The sequence below is a fragment of the Sphingomonas faeni genome (genome assembly GCF_030817315.1).
GTDB lineage: Bacteria > Pseudomonadota > Alphaproteobacteria > Sphingomonadales > Sphingomonadaceae > Sphingomonas > Sphingomonas faeni_C.
Window position 1 is genome coordinate 681444 of record NZ_JAUSZF010000001.1, and the last position, 14236, is coordinate 695679.

13 protein-coding genes and 1 pseudogene are annotated in these 14236 nt (G+C 65.2%); 7 read left to right on the forward strand and 7 right to left on the reverse strand.

Features of this window, described 5'->3' with window-relative positions; genetic code table 11:
• Window positions 1-142 precede the first annotated feature (142 nt).
• On the reverse strand, window positions 143-1546 hold the full coding sequence (locus tag QFZ54_RS03195) for a M20/M25/M40 family metallo-hydrolase (RefSeq protein ID WP_307084342.1): 1404 nt from the start codon (window positions 1544-1546) through the stop codon (window positions 143-145).
• Window positions 1547-1649: 103 nt separating this feature from the next.
• Here QFZ54_RS03195 and ettA point away from each other — a divergent pair, with 103 nt between their 5' ends.
• Complete coding sequence (gene ettA / locus QFZ54_RS03200) at window positions 1650-3329, forward strand: energy-dependent translational throttle protein EttA (protein ID WP_307084344.1); 1680 nt, start codon at window positions 1650-1652, stop codon at window positions 3327-3329.
• Window positions 3330-3654: 325 nt separating this feature from the next.
• Complete coding sequence (locus tag QFZ54_RS03205; RefSeq protein WP_307084346.1) at window positions 3655-4851, forward strand: sensor histidine kinase; 1197 nt, start codon at window positions 3655-3657, stop codon at window positions 4849-4851.
• Between the two features lie 85 nt (window positions 4852-4936).
• Here QFZ54_RS03205 and QFZ54_RS03210 read toward each other — a convergent pair whose 3' ends face one another.
• Genes QFZ54_RS03210 through QFZ54_RS03225 form a run of 4 tightly spaced genes read right to left on the reverse strand, consistent with a single transcriptional unit; the run spans window position 4937 to window position 9719 of the window.
• Window positions 4937-5653 (reverse strand): phosphocholine cytidylyltransferase family protein, encoded by a 717-nt coding sequence (locus QFZ54_RS03210; protein WP_307084348.1) that lies wholly within the window; start codon window positions 5651-5653, stop codon window positions 4937-4939.
• Between the two features lies 1 nt (window position 5654).
• Entirely contained in the window at window positions 5655-6746 is a 1092-nt protein-coding gene (locus QFZ54_RS03215) for an inositol-3-phosphate synthase (protein ID WP_307084350.1), read from the reverse strand.
• A 15-nt stretch (window positions 6747-6761) separates the two neighbouring features.
• Window positions 6762-7619, reverse strand: coding sequence for a CDP-alcohol phosphatidyltransferase family protein (locus tag QFZ54_RS03220; protein ID WP_307084352.1), 858 nt, complete (start codon window positions 7617-7619; stop codon window positions 6762-6764).
• 54 nt (window positions 7620-7673) lie between these two features.
• Window positions 7674-9719, reverse strand: a complete 2046-nt coding sequence (locus QFZ54_RS03225; RefSeq protein ID WP_307084353.1) for an NAD(+) synthase — start codon at window positions 9717-9719, stop codon at window positions 7674-7676.
• A gap of 92 nt (window positions 9720-9811) precedes the next feature.
• Between QFZ54_RS03225 and QFZ54_RS03230 the strand changes: the two genes are divergently transcribed.
• Genes QFZ54_RS03230 through QFZ54_RS03240 form a run of 3 tightly spaced genes read left to right on the forward strand, consistent with a single transcriptional unit; the run spans window position 9812 to window position 10891 of the window.
• Window positions 9812-10183 carry a hypothetical protein gene (locus QFZ54_RS03230; protein ID WP_307084354.1) on the forward strand — a complete coding sequence of 124 codons (372 nt, stop codon included), beginning with the start codon at window positions 9812-9814 and terminating at the stop codon, window positions 10181-10183.
• A 58-nt stretch (window positions 10184-10241) separates the two neighbouring features.
• Window positions 10242-10598: an ArsC family reductase gene (locus tag QFZ54_RS03235; RefSeq protein WP_307084356.1), complete on the forward strand. Its 357-nt coding sequence runs from the start codon at window positions 10242-10244 to the stop codon at window positions 10596-10598.
• 11 nt (window positions 10599-10609) lie between these two features.
• The gene (locus QFZ54_RS03240; protein ID WP_307084358.1) at window positions 10610-10891 is read left to right on the forward strand and encodes a DUF427 domain-containing protein; all 282 of its coding nucleotides are present in this window, start codon (window positions 10610-10612) and stop codon (window positions 10889-10891) included.
• 153 nt (window positions 10892-11044) lie between these two features.
• Here the strand turns inward: QFZ54_RS03240 and ypfJ are convergent.
• Window positions 11045-11966: pseudogene (gene ypfJ, locus QFZ54_RS03245) on the reverse strand (KPN_02809 family neutral zinc metallopeptidase).
• Window positions 11967-12068: 102 nt separating this feature from the next.
• Between ypfJ and QFZ54_RS03250 the strand changes: the two are divergent.
• Together QFZ54_RS03250 and QFZ54_RS03255 are read left to right on the forward strand one after the other, a co-directional pair.
• Window positions 12069-12854, forward strand: coding sequence for a 3-hydroxybutyrate dehydrogenase (locus QFZ54_RS03250; protein WP_307089242.1), 786 nt, complete (start codon window positions 12069-12071; stop codon window positions 12852-12854).
• Window positions 12855-12927: 73 nt separating this feature from the next.
• On the forward strand, window positions 12928-13587 hold the full coding sequence (locus QFZ54_RS03255; RefSeq protein WP_307084360.1) for a DUF4893 domain-containing protein: 660 nt from the start codon (window positions 12928-12930) through the stop codon (window positions 13585-13587).
• On the opposite strand, the gene QFZ54_RS03260 is transcribed toward QFZ54_RS03255, so the two are convergent.
• Window positions 13584-14231 (reverse strand): hypothetical protein, encoded by a 648-nt coding sequence (locus QFZ54_RS03260; protein WP_307084362.1) that lies wholly within the window; start codon window positions 14229-14231, stop codon window positions 13584-13586. The genes QFZ54_RS03255 and QFZ54_RS03260 overlap by 4 nt on opposite strands.
• Window positions 14232-14236 lie beyond the last annotated feature (5 nt).

Genomic DNA, 14236 nt, shown 5'->3' on the forward strand with positions numbered 1-14236 from the left:
AAGCATAGTTTCACTCGCGGCCGACCCGATTGCCGTCGCGAAGTCCCGTCAAATAGCGGACCCCGGCGGGCGGTCAATCCGCTAAATTCATCCGCCCGCAAGGTTTGCGGCAGAACGATGACAGATCGGTTGCCGCAACTCGTCACTTATGAGGCACAATCGAGCCGATTTCTTCGGGTGCATTGGCCACCGTGGCGATCATCGCGGTCCAAGCCGCGACGTTCTGGCGAAGCTGTTCGGGGTCGATCAGATCCAGCGTATCCTCGGGCGTGTGGTGGTAATCGAAGTAGCGCAGGCCCGATTGGTTGAGGTCGATCCCGGCTACCCCCGTGGCGATGATTGGACCGACATCGGTGCCGCCATGCGGGACGTCGGCACCGCGGATGATCCCGAGCGGCGCGAGCGCGACGGCGAGACGATCCTCGATGGGCTTGGCGGCGGCGGGCAGGCTGCTCTCGAACCGCCAGACGCGGTCGGCGCCGAAGTCCGATTCGGCGGCGGTCGCGTGACGCTCGCCGGCATGCGCCTTGGCGTAGGCGGTTCCGCCGAACCCGCCGCTCTCCTCGTCACCGAACCAGACGACGCGGATCGTCCGGCGTGGGCGCTGGCCGCTGTCCATGACGAGCTTGGCCGCAGCAGCGGTGATCGCGATGCCCGCGCCGTCGTCGATCGCGCCGGTGCCGAGATCCCAGCTGTCGAGATGGCCACCGACCAGCACGATGCCCGCCTTGGGGTCGGTGCCGGGAACCTCGGCGACGACGTTACCCGATTCCTGCATCCCGGCCTGCTTGTCTTCAAGCACCAGCTTCAGCGTCACTGGCTTGCCGAGCTTCACCAGCCGCTCGACATGCTCGGCGTCGGCAACCGACAGCGCCGCTGCGGGGATCGGCGTCACGCCCGCTTCGAAATTGGTGTTGCCCGCGTGCGGCCCGCGCCCGTGATCGGTGCCGATCGACCGGATCACGATCGCCGCCGCGCCCTTCTTGGCGGCGACGTTCGGTCCGACGAAGCGCGCGGTGCCCTGCGACCCATAGCTCGATCCGTCCTGGGTCGGCTGCATCGCGTTCGACACGAATGCGATCTTGCCCTTCAGGCTGCCGTCGGCGGCGAGCGCCAAGTCGTTGTACGTCGGGAAATACACGATCGGCAGGGTCAGCCCGCCCGGCGGCGTCGCGCCCGAATTGCCGAGGCCGACCAAGTGAAGCTTCTGCGCATAGGGCGCGACCAGTTCCCCGCTCTCCGTGCCGCGCGACCAGACCGGAAGTTGGTATTTCTCGATCCGCACGTTCTTGAACCCAAGCGCCTTCAGCTTGGCGACCGACCAGGCGCGCGCGCGCGGTGCCGCCTCGGTGCCGGTCATGCGTGGGCCGACCTCGGTCGTGATCCCCTCGACGATCTTGTACGCGGTATCGTCGGTCAGCGCCTTGTCGCGGAGTGCAGCGACCTTCGCGTCGGCGGCGGTCGCCGGGGCGGCGGTACGCTGCGCCGACAGAGGAGAGGTGAGGGCGGAGGCGGCCAGCGCCGCGAGCAGGGTGCGTTTCATCATGGGGGCAGCGTATGTCGGCGCTCCCCGTTTGCCAACGGCTCGCCGCATCGCTATCTGCGCACGTCAAATCCCGCCCTTATTCAGAACGGAGCTCGGCACCCACATGGCCGTCCAGTATACCTACGTCATGAAGGGTCTGTCGAAGACCTTCCCCGGTGCCAACAAGCCCGTGCTCAACAACATCCACCTGCAGTTCATCCCGTCGGCCAAGATCGCGATCATCGGCCCGAACGGCTCGGGCAAGTCGACGCTGATGAAGATCATGGCCGGCATGGATCCCGATTTCACCGGCGAAGCCTGGGCGGCGGAAGGCGTCAACGTCGGTTACCTGGCGCAGGAGCCGCAGCTCGATCCGACCAAGGACGTGATGGGCAACGTCAAGGACGGCGTGCGTCCGGTCGCGGACCTGGTCGACCGGTTCAACGCGATCTCGGCCGAGATGGGCGATCCGAAGGACGACACCGACTTCGACGCGCTGATGGAGGAGATGGGCGAGCTTCAGGCCAAGATCGACGCGGTCGACGGCTGGGCGCTCGACAGCCAGCTCGAACAGGCGATGGAAGCGCTGCGCTGCCCGCCGGGCGATGCGTCGGTGGTCAACCTCTCGGGCGGCGAGAAGCGCCGCGTCGCGCTCTGCAAGCTGTTGCTGGAAAAGCCGCAGATCCTGCTGCTCGATGAGCCGACCAACCATCTCGACGCCGAAAGCGTGTCGTGGCTGGAGAACTACCTCAAGGAATATACCGGCAACGTCATCCTCGTGACGCATGACCGCTACTTCCTCGACAACGTCGTCAACTGGGTGCTCGAACTCGATCGCGGGCGCTATTACACGTACGAGAGCAACTATTCGGGCTATCTGGAGAAGAAGGCGCAGCGCCTCAGCCAGGAAGAGCGCGAAGAGGCCGGCAAGCAGAAGGCGATCGCCGACGAGTTGGCGTGGATGCGCCAGACCCCCAAGGCCCGCCAGACCAAGTCGAAGGCACGTATCCGCGCGTTTGACGAGCTGATGGAGAAGCAGGAGAACCGCGTTGCCGGCAAGGCCGCGATCCTGATCCAGCTGCCGGCGCGTCTCGGCGGCAAGGTGATCGAGGCCAAGGGCCTGACCAAGTCGTATGGCGACAAGCTGTTGTTCGACGGTCTCGACTTTACGCTGCCCCCCGGCGGCATCGTCGGCGTGATCGGCCCCAACGGCGCGGGCAAGTCGACGCTGTTCAAGCTCATCACCGGGCAGGAAACGCCGGACGAGGGCACGATCGAGGTCGGCTCGACCGTCAAGCTCGGTTATGTCGACCAGAGCCGCGACGATCTCGATCCGAACAAGAACGTCTGGCAGGAAATCTCCGACGAGCTCGAAATCTTCCGTTTCGGCAAGCAGGAGATGGGCACGCGGGCCTATGTCGGCGCGTTCAACTTCCGCGGGCCGGACCAGCAGAAGAAGGTCGGCCAGCTGTCGGGCGGTGAGCGCAACCGCGTCCACATGGCCAAGATGCTCAAGGAGGGTGGCAATGTCCTCCTGCTCGACGAGCCGACCAACGATCTCGACGTCGAGACTCTCCGCGCGCTCGAAGAGGCGCTGGAGACGTTCGCGGGCTGCGCGGTGGTCATCAGCCATGACCGCTTCTTCCTCGATCGCCTCGCGACGCACATCCTCGCGTTCGAGGGCGACAGCCACGTCGAGTGGTTTGAGGGCAACTACGCGTCGTACGAGGAGGACAAGCGTCGTCGCATGGGCGATGCGGCGGATCGGCCTACGCGTCTGGCGTACAAGAAGCTGACGCGCTGATCGACTGGAGCCTGCCGCAAGCCTGGATTGCCGGGCTGCGGCGGACTTTGGGCGAACAGACATTCACGAGCTTCAGCCGTCATCCTGACGAAAGTGAGGATCCAGGGTTACGGAGGTCAGCGTCAAGCAGCTCTGGATCCTGACTTTCGTCAGGATGACGGATAGGGTGATTAGAATTACGGATGCGGGGCGGTGCGGGATGGCACCGTATGCGAAAATATCGCGCAATCGCACGAGTAACCCGCAGGCCGCCCTGCAACCGCCATCTTGAACCTCTAGCCGAGGCCGGCAGGACAGACCCGTAATTTCGACGAACGGAGCAGGCGTGACAGTTATCGAGCAATCTCCGGGTGGAGATGCCCCTCCGGGCGCCGGCGAGCTTCAATATCGTCTTCGCCAGCAGTCCATCCTGGCCGATTTCGGGATCGAGGCTCTGCGTGCGCGGGATCTGGATCCCATGCTTCAGCGCGCTACCGAATTATGTGCCGAGGGTATGCGGTCGAAATATTGCAAGTTCCTGGAATATCGACCTGAGCAGGACAGTTTGCTCGTCCGGGCGGGGACCGGTTGGGCGCCCGGGGTGGTCGGATCGACCGAGATGCGTACCGATCTCGCGTCGCCGGCAGGCTTTGCGCTGGAGACCGGCGAGGCGGTGATCTCGAACCATCTGGAGAACGAGGACCGGTTTCGAACGCCCGCGTTCATGGCCGAGCACAACATCCGCCGGGCGATCAACGTACTGGTCGAGACGTCGGGCAAGCGCTTCGGCGTGCTCGAGGTCGACAGCCCCGACGAAGGCAAGTTCGAACCGGCCGACCTGTCGTTCATGCAGGGCTTCGCCAATCTGATCGGCGTCGCGATCGAGCGGCAGCATGCCGAGCAGCGACTGAGCGATGCGATGGAGCATCAGGAACTGCTCACGCGGGAAGCGAGCCACCGCGTGAAGAACAGCCTCGCGCTGGTATCGGCGATGCTCAACCTGCAGATGCAGGAGGACGACGATCCGCGGATCACGCGGTTGCTCGGCGATGCGCAGGCGCGGATCACGGCGATCGCGCAGACCCACGACCAGTTGTGGCGCGGCGAGCAGGTCGGGATCGTGGCGCTGAACGACCTGGTATGCGGGATCGCCACAGGGCTGGCCGAGCAGGCGCCGAACCACCGGATCGAGTGCGACATCGACGCGATCCTGATCAGCGCGGACACGGCTATCCCGGTCGGGTTGCTGGTCACCGAGCTCGTCACCAACGCGATCAAATATGCGTACGACGATGCGGGCGGCGCGATTGCCGTGACGATCCGGAGCGCTGATGGGCGGATCGTGCTGACCGTCTCGGATACGGGCGCAGGGTTGCCGGCGGACTTCGATCTGAAGACGGCGTCGCGCAAGAGCCTGGGGATGCGGATGATCGGGAGCCTCGCGCGGCAGTTGCGCGGGACGGTGACGATCGCGAATGCTGCGGTCGGGACGTGTGCGACGCTCGAGGTGCCCGATCCGCGGGTCGACGTTCAGTCCGAGTGACTGTTCTGCTGCGAACGCAGGAGTCCAGGGTCAGGCGCGTTTCGTTCGGTATCATGGGCTCCTGCTTTCGCAGGAGAACAATGGCTTAAGCCGCTACCGCATCCGCCTTGGTCGCCATCCAGGCTTCGGCCTTGGCGAGTGCGGGGGCGTCGTCGACGTCTATCCAGTCTATGTCGCTGCAATCCACGATGCGGGCCAGGCCTTGCGCGGCTAGCAAGCGGACGCCTTCGGTAAGCGAAGGGCTGGCCAGCGTCGCCAGCGCATCCGAGAGCGCAGGGCCGATCGCGAAAACGCCGGTGTCGTAGCAGTCGTGCGGTTCGAGACCCTTGCCGATCGCAACGATACGGTCGCCTTCGGTCGCGACGCAGGTCACGTCCTCCGGGTCGACCCAGTCGTGACCGAGGCGCCGGTCGATACCGAGACGGAGGCCACCGCCAGCGCCGGCCTTGGCCATGCGAGCGTAGAGCTCAGGGCTGACGAGGTGATCGCACATTGCGAGGATCGCTTCGCCACCGTCCAGCGCATCGCGCGCCGCCAGTACCGACACGCCGTTAGGTTCGCGGTGGTCCGCAAGGACCGTCTCGACCACCAGCGGCCAGTGCCGGCTCCCGAGATACGCTTCGATCGCTTCACGCCCATAGCTCACCGTCACGATCGCCCGCGCAAAACCAGCCTCGGCCAGTCCTTCCAAAGCGTGGGCGATCAACGGTCGCCCCGCCACCCCACACAGCGGCTTGTACGGAGCGGAGGTGCGAAGGCGGCTGCCTTCCCCGGCGGCGAGGAGGACAGCCGTATCGATCATGTCAGGCGGCCTTGATGAACCGCTCGACTTCGATCTGCGCGAGATCGTCGGTCATCTGCGTGCGCGGGTGCTTGCAGAAATAGGCCGAGGCCGGGTCGATCACGCCGGCGATGCCGCGATCCTTGGCGATCTTGGCGCAACGGATCATGTCGATCGCGACGCCAGCCGAGTTGGGGCTGTCCTCGACCGAGAGACGCAGCTCGATGTTCATCGGCACGCCGCCAAACAGCTGGCCTTCCATGCGCAGGAAGCAGACCTTGTTGTCGTTCTGCCAGGGGACATAGTCCGACGGGCCGATATGAACATTGTCGTCGTCCATCCGCTCGGCCGCGACCGACTGGACCGCCTCGGTCTTCGAAATCTTCTTCGACTCGAGACGGCGATGGTTCGACATGTTGAGGAAGTCGGTGTTGCCGCCGGTGTTTAGCTGGTAGGTACGATCCAGCTTCACGCCGCGCTTGGCGAACAGGTCGGTCAGCACGCGGTGGACGATCGTCGCGCCGAGCTGCGCCTTGATATCGTCGCCGATGATCGCGACGCCCGCGTCCTCGAACTTCTTCGCCCAGACCGGGTTCGACGCGATGAAGACGGGGATGTTGTTGACGAACGCCACGCCCGCTTCGATCGCGCACTCGGCGTAGAATTCGGTAGCTTCCTGCGAACCGACCGGCAGGTAGTTCATCAGCACGTCGGCGCCCGAGGCCTTGAGGTCGGCGATGACCTCTTCACGGGTCGGCTCGGCGGCGTCGGAGACCAGGAACGTACGGTCGTCCTTGAAATCGGCCATGTGGTCGGCGACGCCGTCCAGCTTCTTGCCCATCTTCACGATCGTGCCGGTGTTGCCGACATTGGGTGCGAACACCGCGGTGCAGTTGGGCTTGGCGAAGATCGCTTCGGCGACGTCCTTGCCGACCTTGCGCCGATCGACGTCCCACGCCGCGACGACCTTGATGTCGCTCGGCTTGTAGCCGCCCATGTCGAAATGCATCAGGCCAACCTGGTCGTTTGCCCCCTCGCGATAATGCTCGAGGCCCTGGACGAGCGAGCTCGCGCAGTTGCCGATGCCGACCACGGCGATCCGAATGCTATTCATTACTGACCCTGTTCCTTACGAAAGATGCATGCGCGACGCGGTCTTCGGTCGCGTTGCGGAAGTGCGGACGAAAGCCCGTTCGACACGACGGTGCCAAACGAGCCCGACGATGGCGACGAGCGTCAAAGCGACGATCTCGAACCACCAGAAGATGCGTGGGTTGCCCGCGAAGCAGGCGACGAAGATCGCCCATACTCGCACATTCGCGGTAAGCAAGGCCATGAAGCGCAATGGCGCCACGGCCCGGGCCCCATAGAGCGCGCCGAGCGCGACCGGGTCGCTCGACTGGCCGAGCGTGCGCTCGAACGGCATGGCGATGCGGTCGATGCTGCTCGCGACGCCGTCGTAGAAGCGGACGAGCGCGTTGCCGGTGGGCACGGGCGGCGCTTCGAGTGCCACGCCCTTGATGCGACGATGGAAGCGCGAGCGCTCGCCTTCGTACATGTTCGACTGCACCGCGTGCGCGCCACCGGCGGCGAAGGCGATGATCCAACCCTCGGGCGTGTCGATCGTGATCGCCAGCGAGGTGTAGATTAGCGCGAACACGCCGTGATCGCACAACCCATCGAGCATCCGCCCAAGCGGGCTCGCGGTCTTGGTCGCGCGCGCGACCATTCCGTCGAGTCCGTCGGCAATCAGCCACCCCATCGACAGCACCAGTCCGACCAGCGCGAGCGCCCAGTTTCCCCACTGGGTATAGGCGAGCGCGGCTGCTCCACCGAGGCAAAGCCCGGCGATCGACACCGAATTCGCTGAAATCCCACGCGCCAACGCAAGCGGCAAAAGCGCACGGCCTGCCGGGTGAATCAGCCAAAGATTGGAAGGGATCTCGATCCGGCGATCGCGCGATCCATCCGGTGGAGCCACTGTCATAGGATTTTCATAATGCGCCCGGCACGCGGTTTATGCAAGATGGCGCGGCGAACCCTATGGAACGCTTGACCGCAATTCTTCGATCCAGACCGTTGCAATTCCGTCCGAAGGCGCACGCCAGTCCCCGCGAGGAGACAGCGCGCCACCCGCCGATACCTTCGGCCCATTGGGCATTGCGGATCGCTTGAACTGGCTGGTCGTAAAGAACCGGAACAGGAATTTTTCCAGCCAATGCCGGATCGTCGGCAGGTCGTAGGCGACGCGCGCGTCCGCTGGCAGATCCTCCGGCCATGCACCGACGCTCGCATCGCGCCACGCGTGCCAGGCGAGGAACGCGATTTTAGACGGAGCGAGGCCGTGCCGGATCACGTAGTGCGCAAAGAAGTCGTTGAGCGCATACGGCCCGATCATCGACTCGGTGCTCTGCAACGCGCCGTCCGCGCTGGCCGGGACGAGTTCGGGCGAAATCTCCTGCGCGAGGATCGTCGAGAGGATCGCGTCGGTCGCCGCGTCATACTGGTCGGTGCGGATACACCAGCGGATCAGGAACTGGATCAGCGTCTTCGGCACGCCGGTGTTCACCGCGTAATGGCTCATCTGGTCGCCGACGCCGTAGGTGCACCAGCCGAGCGCCATCTCGCTGAGATCGCCGGTGCCGAGAACGATACCGCGCCGCTGGTTGGCGAGGCGGAACAGGTAATCGGTCCGCAGCCCGGCCTGCACGTTCTCGAAGGTGATGTCGTAGACGGGTTCGCCATCGCTGAACGGGTGGCCGATGTCTTCCAGCATGCGTGTCGCAGCGGGGCGGATGTCGATCTCTTCGGCGGTGATGTCGAGTGCGCGCATCAGCGCCCAAGCGTTGGCCTTGGTGCCTTCGCCGGTCGCGAAGCCGGGCATGGTGAAGCCGAGGATCGCACTACGGGGGCGTCCGAGGCGGTCCATCGCCTTGGCCGCGACGATCAGCGCGTGGGTCGAGTCGAGGCCACCCGATACGCCGATCACGATCGTTTCGGCCTTTGCGGAAACGAGCCGTTTCGACAGCGCCTCCACCTGGATGTTGAACGCTTCGTAGCAGTCGTCGTCACGCCGCGCCGGATCGTTCGGCACGAACGGGAAGCGGCGAATGGCGCGCTCCAGTCCGCCGTCCGTGAGCACGGGTTCGTGATCGAACGCGATCCGTTGGAAACGCGTCTCAGGATTGCCGCCGAACACTACCGCATCGTTGAACGTGCCGTTGCGCAGGCGGTCCTGGGTGATGCGCTCGCAGTCCACGTCGGCGACCACCAGTTCCGGCTCGGTCGAGAACCGCTCCGACTCCGCGATCTGCTCGCCCAGTTCGTGGATCAGGCCCTGGCCGTCCCACGCGACCTCGGTCGTGCTCTCGCCGGGGCCTGCGGCGGAATAGACATAGGCGCACATCGCGCGCGAGGACTGCGACGCCGCCAGCATCGCCCGCTCGCGTGCCTTGCCAATGACGATGTTCGAGGCGGACAGGTTGCAGCAGATCAGCGCACCCGCGAGCGCGCCCGCGGTCGAGGGCGGGGTGGGGGCCCAGTAATCCTCGCAGATCTCGGCATGGAAGACGAAGCCGGGGAGGTCGCGCGCGGCGAAGATCAGGTCGGTCCCAAACGGCACGTCCTTGCCGCCGAGCTCGATCGTCAGTCCGGTCATTCCCATGCCGCTGGCGAACCAGCGCTTCTCGTAGAACTCGCGGTAATTGGGCAGGAACGTCTTCGGCACCACGCCGAGAACTTCGCCCCGAGCGATCGCCAGCGCACAATTATACAGCCGCCCGTTCCGCACCAGCGCCGCCCCCACCAGCAGCACCGGCCGCAAGGTCGCGCTTGCCTCGACGACCGTCGCGATCGCGGCCAGCGTCGCGCGCTGCTGCGCGGTCTGGAGATGCAGATCGTCGATCGCATAGGAGGTGAGGTTCAGTTCGGGGAAAACGACGAGGTCGACGCCCCGCGCATCCGCCTCGCGCGCCAGGGCGATCGTCCCCTCGGCGTTTGCGCTGGTATCCCCCACGGAAGCGCGCGGCGTAGCGGCGGCAACCCGGATCAGCCCGTGACTATGGATCGCGTAGAATGGATGCGTCATGGCGCACCGATAAACGGCCTCGCCGCCTCACGCCACTGGCTTGATCCAGGTGGGTGGTGGCACGGTGCGCTGTCCTGTGAGAGGATAGGCGCATGACCACCCGATGGATCCAGCCCCTCATGCTCCTGCTCGTCAGCCTGCTGTACTGGCAGTTCGTCAGCCATGTTTCGGGCGCGAAAGAGCCCTGGGACGCGGATGGCTATTGGCGGATCTGGTATCCCGGGTCGCTGGTGTTATCGGCGCTATCGGGTTTCATGTTGCGGCGGCGGGGCTGGCTGGGCGGCATGATCGTGACGTTTGCGCAGCTGCCCGTCATGTGGGTCAACGCGGGCACAGGCGGGCTGTTGATGGCCGGTGCGACGATCCTGTGCATCCTGGCCGTGCCCGCCTTTGCCTTTTCCACGATCGGTGGTCGGCTCGCGCGGTCTTGCGCCGATGGTGGGAAGACGGACGGCGCGGTATGACGCCGGTCGGTTCGAACCGGTGGCGAGCTTTGCGCCACGCGGCGACAGGGAGGCGATTTTGACGATCACGATGTTCGGCATCAAGAATTGCGACACGATGAAGAAGGCGCGCACGTGGCTCGATGCGCACGGCGTGGCGTACGCGTTCCACGACTACAAGACCGCCGGGGTCGACGCTGCGCATCTCAACGACTGGATCGGGCGGGTTGGTTGGGAGGTGCTGCTCAACCGCGCCGGCACCACGTTCCGGAAACTGCCCGAAGCGGATCGGGCTGATCTCGACGCGGAGAAGGCCGCCGCGCTGATGCTTTCGCAGCCTTCGATGATCAAGCGCCCGGTCCTCTATACCGGCGAGACGCTGCTGGTCGGGTTCAAGCCCGAGCGGTATGAGGCGGCGGGGCTGGGGCGCGCCTGAAGGAGACTTACATGCCTGTCGCTACATGGAATGGCCGCGAGATCGCACGATCGGACGATACCGTCGTCGTAGAAGGCAATCACTATTTCCCCGCCGACAGCGTCGACCCGGCTCTGCTGGAGGATAGCGCGATGCACTCTAACTGCCCGTGGAAGGGCGTGGCGAGCTACAAGACGCTGGTCGTCGACGGGAAGCGCAACGTCGATGCGGTCTGGTATTATCCGGACCCGAAGTCGGCGGCGGTTGAGATCAAGGGCCGGTATGCGTTTTGGAAGGGCGTGACCGTCGCGTAAGGGCGCAGACGGATTTTAATTCCTCCCCCGCCAGGGGGAGGTGTCGCCGAAGGTGACGGAGGGGGGAGGAAGCGGAACAGTCGTAACCCGTTCCTCCCCCTCCGTCTGGCAAGTGCCAGCCACCCCTGGCGGGGGGAGGATCGAGGCCTTACCTCAAATCGCGCCCGAGAACGTGTCGCACTGCTGCGGATCGCCGCTGTCGAGCCCGCGCTTCAACCACGCCTGACGCTGCGCCGACGTCCCATGCGTGAAGCTGTCCGGCACCACACGTCCCTGCGACTCCTTCTGCAACGTGTCGTCGCCGATCGCCTGCGCGGCCGTCATGCCCTCCTGGATATCGCCGGCTTCGAGCCGCGACCGGTTGGCTGCCGCCCACACGCCCGCATAGCAATCCGCCTGCAGTTCGAGCCGTACCGACAGCGCGTTGCCTTCGGTCTCGCTCGCCTGCCGCTGTGCCCGCTGGACCTGCGCGTTGGTGCCGAGCAGCTTCTGGATGTGATGGCCGAACTCGTGCGCGATCACGTAATCCTGCGCGAAGTCGCCGTCCGCCTTGAACCGGGTCGAAAGCTCGTTGAAGAAGCTCGTGTCGAGATAGATGCCCTGGTCGGTCGGGCAATAGAACGGCCCCATTGCCGACTGCGCCGCGCCGCAGCCCGAACGGCCATTGCCGTCGAAGAAATACCAGCTTCGGCGCTTCGAATCGCTGGCCGTTCTTCTGGAAGATCGCTTCCCACGTGTTGTCCGCTGAGCTGAATGCGTTGCAGGCGGCCTTGCTCTCGGGCGTCAGGTTGCAGCTCGATGTGGTATCCGTGCCGGCGCGCGGCGATCCGCTCTGCGTGGTCGGCGCGGAGGACTGTCCACCGCCGAGCAGGCCGCCAAGGCCACCCATGCCGCCGAACACTGCCATCAGGATCAGTACGACGACGATCCCGCCGCACCCGAAGCGACTGCCGATCATCGGCAACAGCCCCATCAGCAGGCCGCCACCACCGCCGCCGAAACCGCCGCCGCCGCCGGATCCGGATCCGCGCTGGTCCTCGACGTTGATGTTCGGATCGTAATTGTCGAGCCGCATGAATATGCCCCTTTTCGTTTCTGCTTGGGAACGAAATGCGCAAGGTGGCGCTAGAGTTGCACGGCGGTCGAATCCGCTGCGGAAGAGGATTGGGGAGTGCGCATGTTCCTGAAGGGCAAGACCGCGGTCATCACCGGATCCACGTCGGGGATCGGCCTGGCCTATGCCAAGGCGTTCGCGGCCGAGGGCACCGCGGTGGTGCTCAACGGCTTCGGCGACGCGGACGTGATCGAGCGGGAGCGGGCCGCTCTGGCGCAAACCAGCGGAGCCGCCGCGCTTTACGATCCGGCCGACATGACCAAGCCGGACGAGATCGCCGCGATGGTCGAGCGAGCCGCCGCCGAGACCGGTAGCGTCGACATCGTCGTCAACAACGCGGGTATCCAGCACGTCGCCGGGATCGCCGACTTCCCGATCGACAAGTTCGATGCGATCATCGCGATCAACCTGTCCTCGGCCTGGCACATGATGCGCGCCGCGGTGCCGTTGATGCGCGCGAAGGGCTGGGGGCGCATCATCTCGACCGCCTCGGCGCACTCGCTGGTCGCGAGCCCCAACAAGTCGGCGTACGTCATGGCCAAGCACGCGATCGCAGGGCTGACCAAGACGATCGCGCTGGAGACCGCGACCGACGGCATCACCGTCAACTGCATCTCGCCCGGCTATGTCTGGACCCCGCTGGTCGAGAACCAGATCCCGGACACGATGGCGGCGCGCGGGATGACACGCGATCAGGTGATGAACGACGTGCTGCTCGCCGCGCAACCGACCAAGGAATTCGTCACGCCCGAACAGGTCGCGGCGTTCGCGCTATTCCTGTGTCGCGACGAGGCCAAGGCGATCACCGGCGCGAACCTGTCGATGGACGGCGGCTGGACCGCAGCGTGACCGACATGGTCGTCGGTGTCGCCGAAATATGATTGTCATACAGCATGTTGGAGGGTTATCTTCGGTGATGGGCATGCGATCGACGACGAAGCGGACATCGCTGGCGACGGGAGCCTGCATCGTCCTGGCGGGCTGCGGTTCGAGTTCGGTGCACGCGGCTACCGCAGGCATCGCGGCACCGTCCCCGATAGACCCTGACCGGGATGGCGATTGGCGACGAGTCGCGACACCGGCGGACCGAGCACGGTTGCGCGGCTGGCGTGGGGCTTGGATGGATGCGCTGGCGCAGGTCGATCGGCGGGAACTCGCCCGCGAACCGGCTCTGTTCGATCCGGACCATGCGCTTGCCAACGCCTTGCCCCCCGCCGGCGCGTACCGATGCCGGACATTCAAGCTTGGCGCGCGTGGCGGGATCGGGCCGACCTACTCGGCCTCTGCGTGGTTCGCCTGCCGGATCGACTCGAACGGCGGCACCGACGTCGTCAGCTTGGTCAAGATCGACGGATCGCAGCGTCCGGTCGGTACCGTATTCGCCGATACGGATTCGCGCGCGGTATTCCTGGGCACGATGGAACTGGGCGATGAGAAGCGCCCGATGCGCTATGGTCGCGACGTCAATCGCGACATGGCCGGCCTGATCGAGCGCATCGGCCCGCAGCGGTGGCGCGTAGTCCTGCCATATCCGCGGTTCGAATCCGTTCTGGATGTCGTCGAGCTGGTGCCCGCGTCTTAACGCGCGGGGGCGAGCGTGACGATCGGCATCGCTATGCGCGTCGTGGCACCGACCGAAATTGTGCTGGTGGACTGAACCGGGGAAAGGGGCGCGAGCGTGGCGAGATAGGCCTTCCCGTGCAGGCCGACGGGCGTCACGCGGCCGGTATTCTCCGCCAGTACGGCTTTCAAATACGACCGCGGTTTCTTCATAAGCTTCGGTTGGTCGATACCTGTGAGCCCGACGATCCGCGCCGCTTCCTTCACGAAGGTCACGCAATTGTGATCCGACAGGCGATAGACGCTGTCCGGCTTGCCCTCGCTCCAGGCGTCGACCAACCGCAGCACCGCTTCATACTGCGCGTCGCTCATGACGACCGAGAATTGCGCGTCGCTGCCGGCAACATAACTTGGCTTGGCGATATCGAGCTTGCCTGCGACCGGGCCCATCAACAGCGCCGGCGAGACCGATTTGGCGGTAAACCCGACATTCGTGTCGACCGGCGCACCGCCCGCATTGGGAATGCCGCGCAACGTGAAGAATGCATGCGGGAAGCTGTTGCCGAGCTCATGGCTCCAGAACGTGATCGTCACCGCGGCCTGTGCAGGCAGCACCGATCCGACGTAAAAGACGAGCAAGGCAATCAGGCGGAGCAACGGTTTCATGTTCG

What these genes read in the sequence shown, in the direction of transcription:
- ettA (WP_307084344.1), top strand. Translation starts at nt 1,650, where the DNA reads ATGGCCGTCCAGTATACCTACGTCATGAAGGGTCTGTCGAAGACCTTC.
- QFZ54_RS03220 (WP_307084352.1), bottom strand. Translation starts at nt 7,619, where the DNA reads ATGACAGTGGCTCCACCGGATGGATCGCGCGATCGCCGGATCGAGATC.
- QFZ54_RS03195 (WP_307084342.1), bottom strand. Translation starts at nt 1,546, where the DNA reads ATGATGAAACGCACCCTGCTCGCGGCGCTGGCCGCCTCCGCCCTCACC.
- QFZ54_RS03240 (WP_307084358.1), top strand. Translation starts at nt 10,610, where the DNA reads ATGCCTGTCGCTACATGGAATGGCCGCGAGATCGCACGATCGGACGAT.
- QFZ54_RS03230 (WP_307084354.1), top strand. Translation starts at nt 9,812, where the DNA reads ATGACCACCCGATGGATCCAGCCCCTCATGCTCCTGCTCGTCAGCCTG.
- QFZ54_RS03250 (WP_307089242.1), top strand. Translation starts at nt 12,069, where the DNA reads ATGTTCCTGAAGGGCAAGACCGCGGTCATCACCGGATCCACGTCGGGG.
- QFZ54_RS03210 (WP_307084348.1), bottom strand. Translation starts at nt 5,653, where the DNA reads ATGATCGATACGGCTGTCCTCCTCGCCGCCGGGGAAGGCAGCCGCCTT.
- QFZ54_RS03225 (WP_307084353.1), bottom strand. Translation starts at nt 9,719, where the DNA reads ATGACGCATCCATTCTACGCGATCCATAGTCACGGGCTGATCCGGGTT.
- QFZ54_RS03260 (WP_307084362.1), bottom strand. Translation starts at nt 14,231, where the DNA reads ATGAAACCGTTGCTCCGCCTGATTGCCTTGCTCGTCTTTTACGTCGGA.
- QFZ54_RS03255 (WP_307084360.1), top strand. Translation starts at nt 12,928, where the DNA reads ATGCGATCGACGACGAAGCGGACATCGCTGGCGACGGGAGCCTGCATC.
- QFZ54_RS03215 (WP_307084350.1), bottom strand. Translation starts at nt 6,746, where the DNA reads ATGAATAGCATTCGGATCGCCGTGGTCGGCATCGGCAACTGCGCGAGC.